This is a genomic window from Polynucleobacter sp. 35-46-11 (genome assembly GCF_002281105.1).
This window is the reverse complement of sequence record NZ_NCFJ01000001.1, coordinates 43,636-64,104: the sequence shown is the minus strand read 5'-3', so window position 1 is coordinate 64,104 and position 20,469 is coordinate 43,636. Positions and strand designations below refer to the sequence as shown.

Here is a 20,469-nt window from a genome sequence, read left to right as displayed (position 1 = left end):
TTAGAAAGTTTTTGTCAGAGCAACTACTGCGCCACCACGACCGGCGGTAGTGTTTGATGTTCCCAAAGGAGTACCAGTCCATGTATTCCACCAACTGGAATTTGCATTGGTACTAACATAAGAAGCGGACAAAGCTAAGCCACCACCGAAATCTTTCGTTAAACCAAGCTTCCAATCGGTATAGCTGATATTTTGCGCAGTTTGTCCGATGCCACCAGTTGTAGCAGGTTGACCAGCGACATATTGGTAACCAACGTGGCCATTTGCAGATATACCCCAAAAACCAGTGTCATAGTTCAATGTCAAATCAGGGTACATAGAACCAGCGCTATTAGGAATACCAAACAACGTAGTCACTGCATATGAGAGCTTTACAAAACCAGTCAATGGTCCAAGTGTAAAGTTTTGGGCAGCATAAAGCTCAGTGCTATTAGGATTTAGCATCGCAGAATACTGACCCTTGCTCGGATAGTAATATTGAAGAACGCCAAAGTCAGAAGCAAATCCCGGAGCAATCAATTCTTTCTTAAAGCCGCCGTAGAAATCCATCTCAACTGGTGCAGAGACTGCGCCTGAAGTTGTATTGCCAACCCAGTTAATTGTGCTGTTCCAGTTGCCAATATAGAAACCGCTCTCATGGGCGTAATCAAAACCACCCTGGATAGCTGGCTGGTAGTTAGTTTGAGTAATACCACGGTAACGGTAATCATTAGTAATAGTTACGTTAGCTGTTACTGGGCTAACTTCTGGAGCCTCTGCTGCAGGAGCTGTTTGTGCAAACGCTGCAGTTGCAAATAAGCCAGATGCTGCGAGAGCGATGGCTGTCTTTTGAATAGTTTTCATGTGTTGCTCCTTGCTGTGTGTAATGAAAAAGGGATAAATGCTTTATTGCATTAAGTGATCATGAATCTCTGGCCCTCTTTCAATTTGGTGCGATTCCCCTAAATAAGGCTTATGCACAATTTTGGTGCTTAGATATGCACCATTTACGTTCATTTTGGTGCAAATGCAGCATTTTTGGCTGGATCAGCCTGTTTTTGGCCCAACAACTTAAAATAGATTCTGTATCTTTTAAGCAACCTTCAACAGAACGGCGGGCAGCATTATGCAAAAACCAGGCGAAATCCTAGAGCAAATTCAGCGCATTGCTAGCGATATGCAAAACAAAGTTGGGGATGCTATTCGCAACTCACCTGCACAAGAGATTGAAAAGAATGTGCGAGCTATGATGAATCAGGGATTTCAGAAAATGGACTTGGTTACTCGTGAAGAGTTTGATCTGCAATCAAAAGTTTTGGCTAAAACCAGGGAAAAGTTAGAAGCACTCGAAGCTAAAGTTGCCGCCCTAGAAAAATCTTAATCAGATTCGCAGTTTCATCTAGAAACTATTCTGGATGAAACTCATCAAAGAAGTTGGAGTAAGCCTCTTCAGAGAAAAACTTTTTTGCATCTACCCTTGCTGGAGCTGCATGCAGAACCGATATCTGATAAATCCAAGTTCCATTATCTGGCGCAATCCTGGTAATCCAACGGACACGCATTGACTGCTCTACTGCACCAGTAGATTTAAATTCCAAAAAGTAATCCTTAGTAGCAACACGCTGTTTATTCGCAGTCTGATAAAGAGCTTCAACACTCAACGCACTTTCCAAACTGACATTTGCCCGATTCAATAAGTTACCCTGTAATTGCTCTAACAATTTGGGTGCTAGGGTAGCCTGATCCCTGCTCAAATGAATCGTACTCACAGAATAAATATCATCCTCAATTTTTACTGCCTCTAAGGTTTGAGGAATTTCTTGATTCGCATAGGGCAGTCGTCGCTCCTTTTTTTCAGGCTTACCTGGAAATAAAGCGTTATAACCTTCTTGAGGAGACTGCACAGTCCGCCAATCTAACTTGGGACTACAAGCAGCAAGCAGCAATGTAAGCGTTAGAATTACGCCAAACTTCTGGAGCATGAATTTAGACAACACCTGCACTGTGAGCTTGTTGGTCAGCATGGTAGCTAGAGCGCACCATCGCACCCACGGCAGCATGTGAGAAGCCCATGGCATAAGCCTCTTCCTCGAAATGCTTGAACACGTCTGGATGGACATAGCGCTGAACTGGGAGATGGTGACCCGAAGGTGCTAAGTACTGCCCAATCGTCAGCATATCAATATTGTGCTCACGCATATCACGCATCACTTCCAGAATCTCTTCATCTGTCTCGCCCAAACCGACCATCAAGCCACTCTTAGTCGGAATGTGTGGGAAGCGCTCTTTAAAGTCCTTTAACAACTTCAATGAGTGTGCGTAATCTGCGCCAGGACGAGCTTGCTTGTACAAACGCGGTACGGTTTCTAGATTGTGATTCATGACATCGGGTAAGCCTTGTGGCGCATGCTCAGAAAAAATATCCAAAGCTTTATCCAAGCGACCACGAAAATCTGGAACCAAGACTTCAATGCGCGTACCTGGTGAGAGATCTCGTGATTGAGAAATGCAGTCCACATAATGCATAGCACCACCATCACGTAAATCATCACGATCTACGCTAGTAATCACCACATAATTTAATTTGAGGGCAGCAATCGTACGGGCTAAATTGCCAGGCTCTTTTGTGTCGAGCGGATCTGGTCTGCCGTGACCCACATCACAAAATGGGCAACGACGTGTACATTTATCACCCATGATCATGAAGGTAGCGGTGCCTTTGCCAAAGCACTCGCCAATATTGGGGCAACTTGCTTCTTCACATACCGTTACCAACTCATTCTCACGCAAGATTTTTTTGATCTCGTTAAAGCGAGAATTACCAGAAGCTGCTTTTACTCGAATCCAGTCTGGCTTTTTTAGAACTTGCTCCAAGGGAATAATCTTGATTGGAATCCGCGCAGTTTTCTCACTCGACTTCTGCTTACGCGAAGCGTCGTAATTAAGATCCTGCCGGCTATTAGCGTTGGCAGTTAAATCGAGATCCGGCTTATTGGTGGTCATGATGGAATCAGTTGCTTTTGCAAATGCCCTAAAAGGGTTTGAATAATAATGTCTATATTGTCCTTGATCCCAAGGGTTTGCATATCCACCGTCCTTAAGCCCTCATACCCACATGGGTGAATTCGGGAAAAAGCCGCTAAATCAGTAGACACATTTAGGGCAAGTCCATGATACGAGCATCCTTTTGAGACTTTAAGGCCCAAAGCAGCAATCTTTGCACCCCGATACTCCAATGAAACTGGGCTCTCCTGGGCAATATAAATACCAGGAGCGCCGGCATGTCTTTCTGCCTGTATGCCAAAGTCTGCCAGGGTATCAATTAAAGCTTGCTCAATTCGGGAGACAAGCTCTTTTACAAAAATCTTCAAACGCCGGAGATCGAGCAATAGATACACCACGATTTGCCCAGGGCCGTGATAAGTGATCTCACCTCCGCGATCCACCTGCACTAAAGGAATTTGATTGCTAGGGGAATGTAAATTACTCGCATCCCCCGCTAAACCCAATGTAAATACTGGGGGATGCTCCAGAATCCAAATTTCATCTAGAGTATCGCCATCTCGCTGCTGCGTAAAATCCCGCATCGCTTGATAGGTTAACTCGTAGTCAGCTACCCCTAAATGTTTTACTAAAAAACTCATGCAAATAATTTAGAGAACAACACTAACTAGAGGATGTGTGGATAGTGTGCGATACAACTCATCTAATTGCTCACGGCTGGTTGCGGTGATCGGCAAAGTAATGCCCAGATAATTTCCATCTTTAGAAGGTCGTTGCTCAACCTTGCTCTCATCAAGCGTAGGGTCAAATTGACGAGCAATGTGCAAAATTGCCGGCAAGTATTCTCGATTGGTCTTGCCCATCACCTTAATTGGAAACTCAGATGGATACTCGATAAGAGATTTTCTATCTTCAGTCATGTTTTTATCTTTCTAATGTACTTTGTAGTTTATTGATTGCGATGATCAGGCATACCCAACCAAGCACCAGTGATGATGTTGCGTATGCAATGTAGACGTCGGTGGAAAAAATGATCTGCGCCTGGCACTACTTGAACTGTTAGTTCTTGAGGACGCGCCCAATCCAAGACATCGATCAAGGGAATGGTCTCATCTACCTCGCCATGAATCAAAATCGTATCAGCAGGCACAGGCGCTAAGGCCCACTTTCCTGCCGCACTACCCACCATGACCAGTCGCTCTGCTGGGCGTCCTAGCCCTGCTAAGCGCTGTACTAGATGAGTCCCAACAAAACTGCCAAATGAAAATCCAGAAACCACTAAGGGTAAGGTATTTGCAGTCTGAGTCCACGCTTGTTGTGAAGTCGCTTCAAATTGATTCCAGCTCAAGGGGGTGCGCATCCAATCAGCAACATGAAGCAGATCTTCCATCTCACCAATGCCATCATCATGCACACCAGCAGTAGCGCCAACACCGCGGAAATTAGGGCGCACACTGACATAACCCAATTGATTAAAGGCCCGCGCCATCGTTTGCGCAACCTTGTTATCCATTGTTCCGCCCATTAGCGGATGAGGATGCGCAACCAAAGCCAAACCCCTTACCAAAAAATCAGGGTTATTTTTTAATTCGTCAGGCAGATCAATCGACATTTCAATTTGACCTACAACACCTTCAATATGAATGATTTTTGTACGGCTATTCATGAGGGAAACTTTCCAAAATCTTTTTAAGCCAACTGCAGACGCTCTACTGGACGCCCTTGTATTAAGTGTGACTGAATAATTTCTTCAATGTCTTCAGTATCCACAAAGGTATACCAAATACCCTCTGGGTAAATCACGGCTACTGGGCCATCTGCGCAACGATCTAAACATCCCGCCTTATTAATGCGGATGTTTCCTGGGCCAGACAATCCCAACTCTTTCACGCGTTTTTTTGCATAGTCAAATAATGCAAAAGCATTATGGCGATCGCAACAATCCTCGCCATTACTTCGCTGGTTTAAGCAGAAAAAAACATGGTGTTTGAAACTCATAAGCAATCTCAATCAAGGTTTTAAATTAACAGTAGTCCGATTTCGGAACACCCAAAATAAAGCTAATGGCAACCATACTACTGAAACCCATCGCATTAATTCATTAAAGTGTAATAGCCTGCCTTGGTACCAATGCCTTAATGTCAAAATGAAATAAGGATTGTCCGGTAAAAGATTAATTGCCAGAGTAGCACTAAGCAGGCAAGCGATCGCAAGCCAGGTTTTATTGGCTTCAGAAAATTGGAGAGTCCATTTCAGCAATAGACTGCCCAATACCATTCCCCAAATAGCTCCCGCAGTAAGCCATAGCAAACTAAACTCTGCCCCGAATTGCAATGCAGTAAAGGCAATCTTGATCAAAACGGTGAAGCAAAGAAGGCTAGTTAAGATTTTCCACTGGGGCGCTTTTGCACGCATACCCAGTGATAGCAAGAGCCCTGTGCCGAGCCAACAAATTGCCGTAATGATTGATTCCTGAATAACGTGGTTCACGACCATAGTTCCCCAATCGACCGAGGCAAAGATCGCATGTCCCCATACCCCAGTGCCTAACCAAGAGCTTTGGGGGTAAATCTGGGCCCAAGGAAAGAGTAGAAACAAGGCACATGCAGCCCAGTTCAAACCAAACCACTGGTCAAAACGACGGCGTATTGCGCTACCAGAGAGCCACTGGGGGCCCAGGGGGATGGCTAATAAGCCACCTATCAAGCCACCCAAGATATTGGCCCACCAATCCATTTGGCTCGGAATGCGCGTGGGCAGCCAAGTTTGCAAAGACTCCACACTAAAAGCCAGTGCTGCACTAAAGCTCAATGCAATGCCTAGGGCAACAAAATTACGCCATCGCGGGTAACAGGCAAAGACCAGCAAAAATCCCAAGGGGATATAAGCCAAGATATTGACCGAGACATCAAAGAGCGTAATAAAGCGGGGTAAAGGGGCATCTAACCACGCCCATGGGGCAATGCCATTGTCAAAGCTGAAATCAAATGGATTTAGGCTGACATAGACGATTAATAGCGCATAGCTCAGGCTAATGGCTCTGGCCAAAGGCATTGCCTGGAGTGGCCAAACAAACTTGCGAGGACGCTGATCATCGTGATGCATTCCACCATTCTAGGTCAGCCTGGTCAGATCTTTCTACAATAGGTAAATGAGTACAAATTGCATCCTAGAGCGCGTTGCCAGCACTAAATCAACTAATGATGATTTATTAGCCCGTTGGCGCGCTGGGGAATTAATTGATCCCGTTGCTCGCATTACCCAAGAGCAGACCTCTGGTAAGGGCAGGGCTGGGAGAGTTTGGCTTTCTAATCCTGAAGATACCCTGTGCTTTTCCTTGGCCTACCCCTTTCATAAACGCCCCAATGAACTGAGTGGACTTAGCCTAGTTATTGGCTTAGCGCTTATTTCTGGAATTGCCACGACACTAGGTCTTAGTGAGGATGCATTGCATCAACAAGGCTTGAGACTCAAATGGCCTAACGACTTACTACTTAACAATGCCAAGCTTGGCGGCATCCTCATTGAAGGCGGCCAAAGTAATCCAAGCCTACCCACCTGGATGGTGATTGGGCTGGGTCTTAACTTACGTAATGCAGCGCTGATTGAAAAGAGCCTAGAAGGCCAAACCTCTTTTGGAGTTGCAGCTTTAGGGCAACTCATACCCCACCACAGTGTACTTCCCGATACTGAGTTTGTTTGGCTAAAACTCATTGAGTCCTTTGAAAAGCATTTGGCTCAGTTTGACGAAAATGGATTTGGCTATTTTAAGAATTCGTGGGAGCAGTGGGATGCCTTCAATGGTCAATCCGTTTGTATATCAGGCGCAGGCAAAGAATCTATCATCGGAATTTCCGCTGGAGTTGATGACACTGGCGCGCTTATCCTAAAGCAGCATGACAAATCGATTGCCATTCATGCGGGCGATGTTTCTTTGCGAGTTCAATCATGAGTCTGTATTTAGTATTTGATCTTGGCAACACTCGGCTTAAATGGGCTGCTGTCGAATCCACACAAAATATTTCAGATCGCAATAAAAAGTTGTGGGCGTATTCTGGATCAATTAGCACTAAATCTTTTCAATCACCAGAGCTGCGTGCCGAGCTATCTGACTATATTTCTAAAACCTTGCCCAGGCCAGATACGATTGCGTTTTGCTGTGTAGCAGGTGATGCTGCTATTGAAAATCTACGTAGCCTCTTTCCGCAATGGCAAGATCTTGAGTGGAAGCAATTTATAGGCAGCAGTTCTTACGACGGTGTTCGCACACTCTATCAAGACCCAAGCAAGTTGGGCGCAGACCGATGGGCGGCATTGATTGGTGCAAGAGCAATCTCAAATACCAACACACTGGTGATTAATGCTGGGACCGCCACAACCATTGATTTACTAGGCGGTAATGGCATTCATTACGGCGGCTGGATACTACCGGGCCTCAGCATGATGCAAGAAAGCCTGCAACAAAATACGGCCCAACTCCCATTAGCGGTTCGCATCAGCAAGACTACAACTCAAGCGAGCTTTGGCACAACAACGGATGAAGCTATTACTGGCGGTTGTGATGCGGCACAAATTGGAGCAATACTGCGCGCAGCTTATTTAGCTAAAGCGATGAATCATCCTATCGAACGAATTTGGCTTGATGGCGGCAATGCCAAAGTCTTGGCGAATGAGATTAAACAATTTCCTGAGCTGGCAGCACTTCCAATTGAGCCTATCGAAGGCTTAGTACTTCGGGGGCTTTGGGCTTGGCTCTTACAAAACTTCTAGGTATTTGTATGCGTTAATTGGCAAGGCTTAACTAGTACGGATCTTGCCCAACAGAGTTGTTGTAGAGCGCTCATATAAAAATGGAATAGCAACCGCTTTGCCACCCCAGGTTTTCACTAAGCGAGTTTCTTGGAGGGTATCGATTTCATAATCTCCCCCCTTGACGTAGATATCTGGATGAATTTTTGCAATGAGATTCACTGGAGTCTGTTCCGTAAATAACACCGCTAAATCCACACTCTCCAGCGCCGCTAATAGAGCTTGGCGATCAGCCTCAATATTAATAGGCCTGTCATCACCCTTACCCAACATCTTGACTGAAGCATCTGAGTTCACACCCACCACCAGACTGGCGCCTAATGCTCGCGCTTGGGCTAAATAACTAGCGTGACCACGATGCAAGATATCAAAAACACCATTAGTGAACACCAGAGGTCTTGGAAGGGCGGCAATACGCGCCTCCAGCTCTGCAGGGTCACAGACTTTGGACTCAAATGAAGGTAAAGATAAAGAGCTCATAGCGTCATATTAATGGCATTGAGCTGGGCCCAACGATATTTGCCAGAATGTCTTAGACTTGGGCATCCCCACCCAGTCCATAGGCTCAAGATGATTCGCAATATGCAGAGCTACTTACTAGCACTACTTTTGCTGCTACCAGTAATGCAATTAGTTGAGGCAGCACCGCCAGCCTCACCCAGCTGCAGCCCCCTTCTGTCTCAGACCTTTCCGAGATTGCAGGATGAGGCACCTCAAAACCTCTGCCAATACCAGGGCAAAGTCATTTTAGTTGTGAATACAGCCAGCTTCTGTGGTTTCACTAGCCAATATGAGGGTCTTGAGAAGTTATATGCCAAATATAAAGATCGCGGCTTAGTGGTATTGGGATTTCCATCTAATGATTTTGGTCAACAGGAGCCCGGCAGTAATAAAGATATTGCTGAATTCTGTAAAAATACCTATGACGTGAAGTTCCCGATGTTTGCCAAGAGCTCAGTAAGCGGGGGCAACCCCAATCCTTTATTTAAGATGTTGATTGCTAAAACCGGTACAACACCTAAATGGAATTTTTATAAATACCTCATTAATCGCAACGGTAATGTAGTGGACGCATTTGGTAGTCTGACCAATCCAACAAGCACTAACATTACCGGTGAGATAGAGAAACTTCTTGGAGAGAAAATTTAGTGGGCAAGAAAAAAATTGCCATCATTGGCGCCGGCATTTCTGGCTTAGGATGCGCACATGCATTAAGACAGCACCCCGATTTAGATCTCACCATATTTGAAGGCGGCAACCATATTGGCGGCCACAGTAATACCGTAGATCTCACGCTAGAAACTCCTCAAGGCAAGATGACCCATGGAGTGGATACTGGATTTTTAGTATTTAATCGCAAAACCTATCCCCGCTTAGTTCGCCTTTTTGAGGAAATTCAGGTGCCCATTGCGCCATCAGAGATGTCATTTTCAGTGTCAATTGATGCTAGCAAAAAAACAGGTGCCAGTAAAAAGATTGAATGGGCTGGAAACGATCTCAATTCCTTCTTTGGACAAAGAAAGAATTTATTCTCGCTGTCATTTTGGAGCATGGCTTATGACATATTGCGCTTCAATCGTCTCGCCACTCAACTCGCAGAAAAGCAAATTACTGCCAAGCTTGAATACTCGGAGCCAGATGAGCGTATTAAAGATTTTTTAGATCGCAATCGTTTTGGCTCTAGTTTTAGAGAGAATTATTTTCTACCAATGATTGGCGCTATTTGGTCATGCTCCGTTGAGCAGATGCTGGAGTTTCCAATTCAGACCATGGTCCGCTTCTGTCATAACCATGGCCTTTTGCAAATTCAAAATCGCCCGCAATGGCTTACTGTGAAAGGCGGCTCGCGAGAGTATGTAGATCTTTTAGTGGCGGCTCTGGAGAAATATCGAGTTAAGTTTGTGCGCGAGGCGGTTACTCGCGTCAATGCCTGTCAAGCTGAAAATTCTCAGGTTGAAGTCATTGCGTCCACTGGATCACATTGGTTTGATGAGGTAGTTATGGCATGTCATAGTGATCAAACCTTAGATCTGGTACATGGTATTGATCAGGATGCCCGCAATATTTTGGCCTCGGTACCTTATCAAAAAAATCGTGCAATTTTGCATACAGACATTAATTTCTTACCGACTACCGAGCGCTGCTGGGCAGCCTGGAACTACACCGCAAAATCTGGCGCAACACCGACTGCACAACAACACGTCAGTGTGAATTATCTAATTAATCGCTTACAACCTCTACCCAAAGCATTCGAGGGCACACAGATTATTGTCAGCTTGAATCCATTGACTGATCCCAATCCAAAATTGGTGCATGAGGAAATTCACTACTCACATCCAGTCTTTGATATGCGCGCCGTTCAGGCGCAAAAAGAGCTACCACTGATTCAGGGTAATTCCTCAATTTGGTATTGTGGTGCATGGACTGGCTTTGGCTTTCACGAAGATGGTCTTCGCTCAGGTGAATTAGTGGCGATGGATCTAATGGGAAAAATTGCTCATCGTGTTTTACCCAATTCCATCAAAGATGCTCAGTAAATGAGTTTGCCAACGATTAATTTTGGCGCGGTAAAGCATCGGCGCTTTCGCCCCGCCAAGAACGCTTTTGGCTACGGTGTATTTACCTTATCTATTCCGATGCGTGCGCGCAGAAGTGACCCAAAACTACTCAGCAAGCACGGCCTTAAAGATAATCAGTTCGGGCTCTTCTCATTCTTCGACCAAGATCATGGATTGGGTAATGCGGATAGCCTATCCTGGATTGAAGCGATCCTCAAGGAAAATCATATTCAGCATGTTGATGGTGAAATTTGGTTACAAACCTTCCCGAGAGTCCTAGGCTACGTCTTCAATCCTGTGAGCTTTTGGATCTGCACTCAAGCCAATGGCCAAGTTCAAGCTGTATTAGCCGAGGTAAATAACACCTTTGGTGAACGGCACTGCTACTTACTCAATCATGACTCTGGCAAAGCCTTGCAATCCGGGGAGACCTTGGTAAGTAGGAAAGTTTTCCATGTATCGCCTTTCTGTGACGTACGCGGGGAATACCACTTCCGCTTTTTATTTCCCCAGGACAGCAATTCAAAGCGGAATAGCGTTTGTCGGATTGAACTCCACGAAGATGGCGCCCCACTGATTAATACAAGCATCAGCGGGCTAGCTCAGCCTTTAAATAAGAGCTCCCTCTATCTTGCCTTCCTTCAATACCCCCTGATGAGCTTAGGCGTCATTGGCCGAATTCATTGGCAGGCATTGAAATTATGGTTAAAAGGTGTACCCTTTCATTCAAAACCTAAACCACCAGAACTTGAAATTACCCGATGAATCGCCCCGGCCAATCACTGCTGTCCCGCCTAACCTTCTCTCGCCCTGAGAAGTGCGAATCTAAACAGCAACAATATCGCTCAAGCACAGAAACCTTATTAACTCTTTTAGGGCAATTACGCAGCGGACATTTGCTGCTCACCCTGCCAAATAAAGAAGTCAAAGAATTTGGAAATAGCGCAGACCAGCTGCATGCAGAAATCCAAGTTTTAGATTGGTCCGTATTTAAAGAAGTGTTATCTCATGGCGATATTGGCTTTGCTGAGAGCTATATTCGGGGTGAATGGAATACGCCTGATCTCAAAGCGGTTCTGGAATTAGCTATTCGTAACCGTACCATCCTAGAAAGAGCAATTTATGGAAGTTGGTTAGGCTCTATAGCGTATCGACTGAGGCATTGGTTTAGAGACAACTCCAAGTCTGGAAGCCGTAAGAATATTCATGCGCACTATGACTTAGGCAACGCTTTCTATACCCTTTGGCTAGATCCCACCATGAGCTATTCAAGCGCCTGGTTCTCTGAAGGTGACAAGCAACCTCTGATGGATGCGCAACGTGCCAAGATCAAACGTATTTTGGATGCCATACATGCCAAACCAGATGATCAACTCCTCGAAATTGGCTGTGGTTGGGGTGGCTTTATGGAAGAGGCTCTGCGGAACGGCAATCAAGTTACGGGCCTGACTTTATCGACTGAACAAAAGGCTTTTGCCGATACCAGACTGCAAAAAGTTGCTGCGCAGACAAGTGATGGCCAGCAATTCGAGGTGCGTCTTCAGGACTATCGAGACTGTGTAGAGCAGTTTGATGGCATCGCCTCAATTGAAATGTTTGAAGCAGTTGGTGAAAACCATTGGGGTGAGTACTTTCAAACCATTGCCAATCGACTAAAAGCAGGCGGCCGAGCTTGCATCCAAACCATCGTCATAGCAGAAGGTTTGTTTGATCGTTATCGCCATAGCACCGACTTTATCCAGCAGTATGTTTTCCCAGGTGGAATGCTGCCATCACCAAGCAAATTCAAGGCTGCAGCTGCTAGTGCCGGCTTAGAGGTTGAAGCTGAGTTTGCATTTGGCGCTGACTACGCTAAGACTTTATGCTTATGGCGTGATAGCTTTAATCAAAAGATTGAAGAAATATATCGCCTTGGATTTGATGAGGCGTTCATTCGACTCTGGAATTTCTATCTCATGTATTGCGCAGCTGGATTTTCCGAAAAGAATATTGATGTCGTTCAGTACATCCTTAAACACCAAGATGTTATTCACTCAAGTGATGCACTACGCCCATGAAGCAAAAAGGAATGGATTCATTTGTAAATCAACGGATTTGGATTGTTGGGGCCTCGAGCGGAATCGGTGAGGCCTGCACAAACGCTTTTATCAAGGCAGGCGCTAAAGTTGCCCTCTCTAGCCGTCGTGTTGAGCGTCTAGATGCACTTGCACAATCGGCAGACCCAGGACAAGCCTTAGTTCTCCCGCTAGATGTTACCCAGCAAGGGCAGCTCATTGCAAGCTATCAACACATCCTAGAGGCATGGGGCGGATTAGATCTACTACTCTTTGTTTCGGGTGTGTACACACCATTGCGTGCTGACAATTTTGACTTTGAGGTTGCACAACAAACTATTGATGCCAACTTACTAGGACCCATGCGGGCAGTAGGGGCAGTCTTGCCCAATATGCTTGAGACCCACTCTGGTCATATTGCGATCGTTGGTAGCGTTGCTGGATATAGCGGACTACCAAAAGCTTTGGCTTACGGGCCAAGCAAAGCAGGGATTATTAACTTCTGCGAAACCCTGTATTACGACTTACTGCCGCAGGGGGTGAGCGTACACATGATTTCACCAGGATTTGTGGCAACAGAAGCTACTGCACAGAATGATTTTGAGATGCCAGCACTGATAACCGCTGATGAAGCTGCAAAAGAAATCCTCGGCGGAATTCAGGCGGGAGAGTTTGATATTCACTTCCCTAAGCGGTTTTCAGGATTCTTAAAATTCCTCAGAATCCTGCCTTACCCTCTTTACTTCTGGATCGTACGACGCTTCGTCAAAATCTAAGACACTGAATTACTTGTACTTATCCTTACGGATTTTTTGCTCCAGATAATCCATTACAGCAATTGCTTTAGCCTTTGTTCCAGCAATGGATGGAGAAGTGACATAGCGACCCTGCATCACAATAGTTGGCACACCATCTATACGATAGGCATCAGCCATCTGTCTTGCAGCACGAGCTTTGGATACAACAGCAAATGAACGATAAGTAGCCAAGAAAGTATTGCGGTCGATGCCTTGAGAAGCAACCCAATCTGCAATCTCATTTTCTGTCATGAGGCGTTTATTTTCTTTATGCATCGCATACATCACTTTGTCATTCATCGCTTCACCCTTGCCCATAGACTCTAAGGCATAGAACAACTGGCTATGTGGCATAAAGTCATCGCGAAAGGCAACAGGTACTTTACGGAATGTCACATCCTTTGGCTGGCGCTTAAGCCATGCATTGAGCTCTGGCTCAAAGTCATAGCAATGCGGACAGCCGTACCAAAAAAACTCGATAACCTCAACCTTACCTTTGGACTCAACTGGCTGAGGGGTAGGCAGAATACGGTAATCAAAGCCCTCTTCAATTTTCGGGCTTTGCGCAGAAGCCAGACCTGAAAAAGAAAATGCCAAACCAAGAATGGCGGCAGATATAAGTGCTCTCTTAGACTTAGATAATGTGATCATGATTTACTAGATTTAATAACACTCGGTTTAATGCCCATGCCATTTAACTTATCTCGCACGGGATTGCTTTCCTCAACACTGTTATATGGGCCAACGCGAACACGCCAAAGCGTATTGCCCTCGCTACTAATTTCACTCAATTGTGACTGAATACCCTGAATAGCTAAACTTGCTTTTTGTGCATCTGCATCAGCGCGTTTATTAAAAGCACCCACTTGCAAGAAATAAATGGCATCCGATTTTGCAGCTGGTGCCGGGGTTGATTCAGCTGGTTTCTTGCCATTAGCTAAATCAGCAATTGGGTCTGGGGCATTGGCGGCAGGTGCTGCCGACTTGCCTTGCAAAGGCTTATTTAAGTCTAGAGCTTCCACTGGTGCGGTTGCTTCACCTTCTGCGGGAGCTGGCCCTGGCTTAATGGTCAAAGGCAGATTAGGCGCTCTGACTCCAGGGCGCTCTTGAGGTGTATTTTTAGAAAGATAGAAGGCGATCACAAAAGCAACCCCTAGTCCAACCCCAAGCCCCAAAATAAAACCAAGGATAGTGCCGCCATACTCTGGGCTCGTAGACTTCGTCTTTGGAGTGAAGCTGGTGTGTTGATTATTTTGTTTCATCGTATCCCCATCCTTCTTTTTACATCTTAAGCGCTAGCAATTGGTACAGCTTACATCTTAGCGGGTGCTGAGACACCCAATACTTTTAATCCATTTTCAAGCACCTGACGCGTCGCCGAAAGCAGTGCCAGACGAGCTAATTTCAAGGCAGGGTCATCCACCAGAACGCGATCTGCGTTATAAAAAGTATGGAAATCTCCAGCCAAATCACGTAAGTAAAAAGCTAAGGTATGTGGCGCTAAATCTGCGGCTGCATCCGTGAGCATTTCTGGATATTCAGCTAAACGACGTAAGAGATGATCTGAAGCTTTGCTTTGCAACAAAGAAAGATCTGCACCCTTCAGGTCAGAAACTTGTCCACCCCATTGGGTCAAGATTGAGCAAATACGCGCATGCGCATATTGCACATAGAACACGGGGTTTTCATCATTTTGCTGCAATGCTAGATCAACATCAAATACAAATTCCGTATCAGCCTTGCGAGAAATCAGGAAGAAACGTACCGCATCGCGTCCACGCTGCAACGCAAGCTCGCGCTCATCAACAGTCATCTCTGGCGTAACACCGCCGGACCATTCGACTAAGTCACGTACAGTCACATAAGAGCCTGCACGTTTAGAAATTTTTACCTCTTCACCATGGCGCATCACTGTCACCATCTTGTGCAATACATAGTCTGGGTAGGTTTTTGGAATATCCCAACCGCGCTTCTGCGCTACGCCCTGCAAGCCTGAGCGCACACGGGCGATCGTGCCATGGTGATCACTACCTTGGACGTTAATCACTTTTTGGAAGCCACGATTCCATTTACTGGTGTGATAGGCAACATCAGGCACGAAGTAAGTAAAGCTACCATCAGACTTACGCATAACGCGATCTTTATCGTCACCATCATCTGTTGTCTTCAACCAAAGCGCACCTTCAGACTCGTAGGTCTTACCAATATCCTGCAACTCTTCAACTATCTTGGCAACGCTACCATCGGTATACAAGGAAGATTCTAGGTAGTAGCAATCAAACTTCACGCCAAATGTTTTTAAATCGATATCTTGTTCATTGCGCAAATACGCTACGGCAAATTGACGAATGGCTTCAAGGTCATCTTTATATTCGGGTGAAGCCTTAAAAGCAGTCGCAATCTCCGCAATGTATTCACCGTTATAAGCACTTTCTGGCCAAGTGACATCACCTGGCTTAAGTCCGTTTAATCGAGCTTGTACTGAGAGTGCCAAGTTTGCGATCTGCACTCCAGCATCGTTGTAATAAAATTCGCGGTGTACTTTAATGCCCTGCGTTGCCAATAAGTTTGCCAAGGCATCACCGAGTGCAGCCTGACGACCATGGCCAACGTGTAGTGGCCCAGTGGGATTGGCCGACACAAACTCAATCATGGCGCTGGAGACTGGAGCCGCTTCTGGAGCTAACTGACCAAACTGAGGCCCCGCCATAAGAACCTCTTGAACCACCGCTGTTTTAGCGGCATTGCTTAGGCGAAAGTTAATAAATCCAGGGCCCGCGATTTCACAAGAAGCGATGAGGTCACCATAGCCGGGTTGCCGCTCCAAACGCTCAACCAGCGCTTGGGCTAATTCCCTGGGATTTAACTTCCAAGCCTTGGAAAGCTGGAGGGCAATATTGCAAGCAACATCGCCATGGTCTACCGCCTTGGGGCGCTCTAAACGAGGGGCAGGGGCATCACCCAAGCTGTGCTCCTGGGCCAAACCCTCTAGAGCGGCACTGAGCATCTCAATTAAACGATTTTTATTAGTTAACAACATAGATAAGTGAGTTTATCAGGTGGTAAGCTACTGAAATGATCTATCAATTTCGCTCCAAAGCGGGTCCTGACGTCATCATGTTGGCTGATCTGACCCAGCGAATCTTTGAAATTTTGGGCCGCCCATTAGAGCCCAGGGGGATTTTCACTGTTGAGCAACTACCAGCCCTCATTATTGCCCTAGAAACCGCCATTCTGAAAGATTTGGAAGAGCGAGCTAAAAGCAATGCGGATGACCAACAAAATACTGAAAAACCGAAGCTTGCAGACAGACTCGGCCAGCGTGCCTACCCCTTCCTAGAACTCATGAAACAGGCCAAGGCCAAAGATGAACCGGTGATGTGGGGCGTTTAAAGCACCACATCAAGGAAGTTCTTAGTCGATAGAGCTGGCCAGCTGACGGCGGATATCTTCCACAGTCTCGTTACGGCGCTTAGCAAGATCTTCAATTTGGTCTGCCGACAACTTACCCACATTGAAATACCGCGCATCTGGATGTGCCAGATAAAAACCACTGACGCTGGAAGCCGGATTCATTGCCATCGATTCAGTCAGGGTCATACCAATATCTTCTGAACCAATGACGCGCAATAAGTCTTTTTTCACTTCATGCGCAGGGCAAGCTGGATAACCTGGCGCTGGACGGATGCCACGGTATTCTTCATTGATCATTTGATCATTCGTCAGAATTTCATCAGTTGCATAACCCCACAGATCAGTACGAACACGGTGGTGCATTAACTCTGTAAATGCCTCTGCCAAACGGTCAGCTAAAGATTGCAACATGATTGCGCTGTAGTCATCATGCTTGGCATGAAACTCAGCCACTTTTTTCTCAACGCCATGGCCAGTCGTCACAGCAAAGCAGCCGAGATAATCAGCCACCTTAGAATCTTTTGGCGCAACATAATCTGCCAAGCAACGATTAGGTCGACGTACGCCATCAACTACAGGGCGCTCGGCCTGCTGACGCAAGTTATGCCAAACAAATAATGGATGTTCGCGTGATTCATCGCTGTATAAGACGATGTCATCACCGATTGTGTTGGCTGGATAAAAGGCCACTACAGCATCGGCTTGCAACCACTGACCTTTGATTAATTTATCTAAAAGCGCCTGGCCATCTTCAAATACTTTGCGAGCCTCTACGCCAACGATTTCATCATCCAAGATTGCTGGGAACTTACCAGCTAAATCCCAGGTCTGGAAGAATGGTGTCCAGTCAATATATTTAGCAATATCACTTAAAGCAAAATTCTTGAAAACACGGCGCCCAATGAACTTCGGCTTCTCAGGCACATAACTATCCCAATCAATCAGCTCGCGATTCTTGCGTGCAGCTTCTAGTGAGATGGTTGGCGAAGCTTTTTTATTGGCATGCTGCTCACGTATGCGCACATAGTCATCGCGCAGATCTTGAATAAATTTCTTGGCGCTCTCATCTGAAAGCAGGCTCGATGCCACCGACACAGAACGGGATGCATCAGGTACGTAGACCACAGGACCATCGTAGTGTGGCGCAATCTTAACTGCAGTGTGTACACGAGAAGTCGTAGCACCCCCAATCATCAATGGAATTTGACGTTCACGGAAATAGTCATCACGCTGCATCTCTTGAGCAACGTAAGTCATCTCTTCTAAGGATGGGGTGATCAAACCAGACAGACCAACAATATCCGCCTTTTCTTCTTTAGCACGCTTCAGAATTTCTGCGCAAGGCACCATCACGCCCATATTGGCAACTTCAAAGTTATTACATTGCAGCACTACCGTCACAATATTTTTACCAATATCGTGCACGTCGCCTTTAACAGTCGCCATCACAATCTTACCCTTGGCTTTGGCTTCACCACCAGAGGCAATATGCAAGCGTTTTTCTTCCTCAATGTAAGGAATCAAAATCGCCACTGCTTGCTTCATCACACGTGCACTTTTAACCACTTGAGGCAAGAACATCTTGCCGGCACCAAACAAATCGCCAACGACGTTCATCCCATCCATCAAGGGACCTTCAATCACCTCGATCGGACGACCACCCGCACCCATAATTTGCGCACGTAGCTCTTCAGTATCTTCTTCAATAAAAGTAGTGATGCCATGTACTAAAGCATGGGTTAAACGCTCACGTACTGGAGATTCACGCCAAACTAAGTTCTCTACCTGCTTTGCGCCACCACCCTTAAATTGGTCAGCAATATCCAGCAAGCGCTCCGTTGGAGTCTTGCCGTCTTTATCTTTAAAGCGGTTAAGCACCACATCTTCAACGCGTTCACACAATTCGGGATCTAGGTCTGCATAGACGCCGAGCTGTCCTGCATTGACGATACCCATATCCATGCCTGCCTGAATGGCGTGATACAGGAACACCGTATGAATAGCTTCTCGTACGCGATCATTGCCACGGAAAGAGAAGCTAACATTGGAGACGCCGCCACTGACCTTCGCGCCCGGCAGATTTTCTTTAATCCAGCGCGTAGCATTAATAAAATCTACTGCGTAGTTGTCATGCTCTTCAATACCAGTCGCAATTGCAAAGATATTGGGATCAAAAATAATATCTTCTGCAGGAAAACCAATCTCATTCACAAGAATTTGATAGCAGCGTTGGCAAATTTCAGTCTTGCGCTTAAAAGTATCGGCCTGACCTACTTCATCGAACGCCATCACCACGGATGCTGCGCCATAACGTCGAATTAGGTGCGCTTGTTTTCTAAAGGACTCCTCGCCCTCTTTGAGTGAAATTGAGTTAACAATCGGCTTACCTTGAATACATTTCAGACCCGCTTCGATAACACTCCACTTGGAAGAGTCAATCATGATCGGTACACGTGCAATATCTGGTTCTGAAGCAATCAAATTCAAGAAGCGCGTCATCGCTGCTTCAGAATCCAACATCGCTTCATCCATATTGATGTCAATGACTTGAGCACCATTCTCAACTTGCTGTCTTGCAACTACCAAGGCTTCATCAAATTGATTATTCAAAATCATTCGTGAAAATGCTTTAGAGCCTGTGACGTTAGTACGCTCACCGATGTTCACAAAGCCAACTTCAGGCGTGACATTGAAAGGCTCTAAACCCGAGAGCTTCATCGGCGGCATTACCTTTGCAGTCTTACTCATGCTGATGCCTCCACGCTCTCACGATAGAAGGCACGAGGCTTACGCTTAGCAACTGCATTCGCAATCGCACGAATATGGTCTGGCGTCGTTCCACAGCAACCGCCCACAAGATTCACCAAACCATCTTTTGCAAAGCCATCGACTAAGCTGGAAGTAATTTCTGGAGTTTCATCAAATCCAGTGTCACTCATTGGATTAGGCAAGCCTGCATTGGGATAGCAAGATACAGCGGCATCACAAATACGAGCAAGCTCAGCAATATACGGGCGCATTAGTGCAGCACCTAAGGCACAGTTCAAGCCAAAAGTTAATGGCTTAATGTGACGCAAGCTATTCCAAAATGCCTCAACTGTTTGTCCAGACAAAATACGACCAGAAGCATCAGTCACTGTACCTGAGATCATCACTGGTAAACGTTCACCAGTTTCTTCAAAGAATTCATCTAAAGCGAACAATGCAGCTTTTGCATTAAGTGTGTCAAAAATGGTTTCGACTAAAAATAAATCAACGCCACCTTCAAAGAGGCCTTCAATCTGTTCGCGATAGGAGGCACGCAATGCATCAAAAGTCACGTTACGGGCACCTGGATCATTTACATCTGGAGAAATGCTTGCTGTCTTTGGAGTAGGTCCGATTGCGCCCGCTGCAAAACGTGGCTTATCTGGCGTAGAGTATTTTTCGCAGGCAGCGCGCGCCAATTGAGCTGAGATGACATTCATCTCACGTGCCAAGCCTGCCATTTTGTAATCCTCTTGCGCAACCGAGGTAGCACCAAAAGTATTGGTTTCAATAATGTCTGCACCCGCATCTAAATACTGCTCATGAATCTTGCTAATGATTTGGGGCTGCGTTAAAACTAAAAGTTCGTTATTGCCCTTGATATCGCCCGGATGATTTTCAAAGCGAGTGCTCGCTGGTAATCCACGGTAATCCGCCTCATTCAGCTTGTATTGCTGAATCATGGTGCCCATAGCGCCATCCAAAATCAGAATGCGCTGCTTCAGTAGCTCGGGAAGTGCCTGGCCGCGGGTGTAAGGCTGGGATAAACCATTAGATTGCATTGCTTAACCGGGATTAATCTCTAGAATCTCTTATTGTATTGGCAAT

At 45.9% G+C, this 20,469-nt stretch carries 22 protein-coding genes and 1 pseudogene; 9 read left to right on the top strand and 14 right to left on the bottom strand.

Annotation, left to right across the window (positions count from 1 at the left end; translation table 11 throughout):
* A complete protein-coding gene (locus tag B7Y67_RS00335) occupies positions 1-843 on the bottom strand; it encodes a TorF family putative porin (RefSeq protein ID WP_293596771.1) in 843 nt (280 codons plus the stop codon).
* Positions 844-1,105: 262 nt separating this feature from the next.
* Here B7Y67_RS00335 and B7Y67_RS00330 point away from each other — a divergent pair, with 262 nt between their 5' ends.
* Entirely contained in the window at positions 1,106-1,360 is a 255-nt protein-coding gene (locus B7Y67_RS00330; RefSeq protein WP_015422110.1) for an accessory factor UbiK family protein, read from the top strand.
* 25 nt (positions 1,361-1,385) lie between these two features.
* Here B7Y67_RS00330 and B7Y67_RS00325 read toward each other — a convergent pair whose 3' ends face one another.
* The 7 genes and pseudogenes from B7Y67_RS00325 to B7Y67_RS00295 form a co-directional block, all read right to left on the bottom strand.
* On the bottom strand, positions 1,386-2,003 hold the full coding sequence (locus B7Y67_RS00325) for a hypothetical protein (RefSeq protein ID WP_293596770.1): 618 nt from the start codon (positions 2,001-2,003) through the stop codon (positions 1,386-1,388).
* Positions 1,966-2,919 (bottom strand): annotated as a pseudogene (gene lipA / locus B7Y67_RS00320) (lipoyl synthase); the annotation flags it as partial. The pseudogene lipA and the gene B7Y67_RS00325, both read right to left, overlap by 38 nt.
* 59 nt (positions 2,920-2,978) lie before the next feature.
* A complete protein-coding gene (gene lipB / locus B7Y67_RS00315; RefSeq protein ID WP_293596768.1) occupies positions 2,979-3,623 on the bottom strand; it encodes a lipoyl(octanoyl) transferase LipB in 645 nt (214 codons plus the stop codon).
* Positions 3,624-3,632: 9 nt separating this feature from the next.
* Positions 3,633-3,902, bottom strand: a complete 270-nt coding sequence (locus B7Y67_RS00310; protein WP_293596767.1) for a DUF493 family protein — start codon at positions 3,900-3,902, stop codon at positions 3,633-3,635.
* 29 nt (positions 3,903-3,931) lie between these two features.
* Positions 3,932-4,648: an alpha/beta hydrolase gene (locus B7Y67_RS00305; RefSeq protein WP_293596766.1), complete on the bottom strand. Its 717-nt coding sequence runs from the start codon at positions 4,646-4,648 to the stop codon at positions 3,932-3,934.
* 23 nt (positions 4,649-4,671) lie between these two features.
* Positions 4,672-4,980 (bottom strand): ferredoxin, encoded by a 309-nt coding sequence (locus B7Y67_RS00300; protein ID WP_215376104.1) that lies wholly within the window; start codon positions 4,978-4,980, stop codon positions 4,672-4,674.
* A 12-nt stretch (positions 4,981-4,992) separates the two neighbouring features.
* Positions 4,993-6,087, bottom strand: a complete 1,095-nt coding sequence (locus B7Y67_RS00295; RefSeq protein WP_293596765.1) for a VanZ family protein — start codon at positions 6,085-6,087, stop codon at positions 4,993-4,995.
* A gap of 46 nt (positions 6,088-6,133) precedes the next feature.
* Here B7Y67_RS00295 and B7Y67_RS00290 point away from each other — a divergent pair, with 46 nt between their 5' ends.
* A complete protein-coding gene (locus B7Y67_RS00290) occupies positions 6,134-6,934 on the top strand; it encodes a biotin--[acetyl-CoA-carboxylase] ligase (RefSeq protein WP_293596764.1) in 801 nt (266 codons plus the stop codon).
* Positions 6,931-7,752 carry a type III pantothenate kinase gene (locus tag B7Y67_RS00285; protein WP_293596763.1) on the top strand — a complete coding sequence of 274 codons (822 nt, stop codon included), beginning with the start codon at positions 6,931-6,933 and terminating at the stop codon, positions 7,750-7,752. The genes B7Y67_RS00290 and B7Y67_RS00285 overlap by 4 nt, the downstream gene beginning before the upstream one ends.
* Positions 7,753-7,779: 27 nt before the next feature.
* On the opposite strand, the gene rfaE2 is transcribed toward B7Y67_RS00285, so the two are convergent.
* Positions 7,780-8,271, bottom strand: a complete 492-nt coding sequence (gene rfaE2, locus B7Y67_RS00280; RefSeq protein WP_293596762.1) for a D-glycero-beta-D-manno-heptose 1-phosphate adenylyltransferase — start codon at positions 8,269-8,271, stop codon at positions 7,780-7,782.
* A 144-nt stretch (positions 8,272-8,415) separates the two neighbouring features.
* Here rfaE2 and B7Y67_RS00275 point away from each other — a divergent pair, with 144 nt between their 5' ends.
* From B7Y67_RS00275 to B7Y67_RS00255, 5 genes are read left to right on the top strand one after another with little or no spacing between them, the layout of a single operon-like run.
* Positions 8,416-8,940 (top strand): glutathione peroxidase, encoded by a 525-nt coding sequence (locus tag B7Y67_RS00275; RefSeq protein ID WP_293596807.1) that lies wholly within the window; start codon positions 8,416-8,418, stop codon positions 8,938-8,940.
* The gene (locus tag B7Y67_RS00270) at positions 8,940-10,328 is read left to right on the top strand and encodes an NAD(P)-binding protein (protein ID WP_293596761.1); all 1,389 of its coding nucleotides are present in this window, start codon (positions 8,940-8,942) and stop codon (positions 10,326-10,328) included. The genes B7Y67_RS00275 and B7Y67_RS00270 overlap by 1 nt, the downstream gene beginning before the upstream one ends.
* Entirely contained in the window at positions 10,329-11,114 is a 786-nt protein-coding gene (locus tag B7Y67_RS00265; RefSeq protein WP_293596760.1) for a DUF1365 domain-containing protein, read from the top strand. It abuts the gene before it with no gap.
* Positions 11,111-12,406 (top strand): cyclopropane-fatty-acyl-phospholipid synthase family protein, encoded by a 1,296-nt coding sequence (locus tag B7Y67_RS00260; RefSeq protein WP_293596759.1) that lies wholly within the window; start codon positions 11,111-11,113, stop codon positions 12,404-12,406. Before B7Y67_RS00265 ends, B7Y67_RS00260 begins: the two co-directional genes overlap by 4 nt.
* The gene (locus B7Y67_RS00255) at positions 12,403-13,179 is read left to right on the top strand and encodes an SDR family oxidoreductase (RefSeq protein ID WP_293596758.1); all 777 of its coding nucleotides are present in this window, start codon (positions 12,403-12,405) and stop codon (positions 13,177-13,179) included. The genes B7Y67_RS00260 and B7Y67_RS00255 overlap by 4 nt, the downstream gene beginning before the upstream one ends.
* 9 nt (positions 13,180-13,188) lie before the next feature.
* Here B7Y67_RS00255 and B7Y67_RS00250 read toward each other — a convergent pair whose 3' ends face one another.
* Genes B7Y67_RS00250 through argS form a run of 3 tightly spaced genes read right to left on the bottom strand, consistent with a single transcriptional unit; the run spans position 13,189 to position 16,207 of the window.
* Positions 13,189-13,851, bottom strand: a complete 663-nt coding sequence (locus B7Y67_RS00250) for a thiol:disulfide interchange protein DsbA/DsbL (RefSeq protein WP_293596757.1) — start codon at positions 13,849-13,851, stop codon at positions 13,189-13,191.
* On the bottom strand, positions 13,848-14,462 hold the full coding sequence (locus B7Y67_RS00245) for an SPOR domain-containing protein (protein ID WP_293596756.1): 615 nt from the start codon (positions 14,460-14,462) through the stop codon (positions 13,848-13,850). Before B7Y67_RS00245 ends, B7Y67_RS00250 begins: the two co-directional genes overlap by 4 nt.
* A gap of 50 nt (positions 14,463-14,512) precedes the next feature.
* Positions 14,513-16,207 (bottom strand): arginine--tRNA ligase, encoded by a 1,695-nt coding sequence (argS, locus tag B7Y67_RS00240; RefSeq protein ID WP_367227269.1) that lies wholly within the window; start codon positions 16,205-16,207, stop codon positions 14,513-14,515.
* A 68-nt stretch (positions 16,208-16,275) separates the two neighbouring features.
* On the opposite strand from argS, the gene B7Y67_RS00235 reads away from it, so the two are divergent.
* Positions 16,276-16,593 carry a DUF1840 domain-containing protein gene (locus B7Y67_RS00235; protein WP_293596754.1) on the top strand — a complete coding sequence of 106 codons (318 nt, stop codon included), beginning with the start codon at positions 16,276-16,278 and terminating at the stop codon, positions 16,591-16,593.
* Between the two features lie 21 nt (positions 16,594-16,614).
* Here the strand turns inward: B7Y67_RS00235 and metH are convergent, their stop codons facing one another.
* Positions 16,615-19,362, bottom strand: a complete 2,748-nt coding sequence (gene metH / locus B7Y67_RS00230) for a methionine synthase (RefSeq protein WP_293596753.1) — start codon at positions 19,360-19,362, stop codon at positions 16,615-16,617.
* Complete coding sequence (locus B7Y67_RS00225) at positions 19,359-20,423, bottom strand: homocysteine S-methyltransferase family protein (RefSeq protein WP_293596752.1); 1,065 nt, start codon at positions 20,421-20,423, stop codon at positions 19,359-19,361. Before B7Y67_RS00225 ends, metH begins: the two co-directional genes overlap by 4 nt.
* Positions 20,424-20,469: the final 46 nt, after the last annotated feature.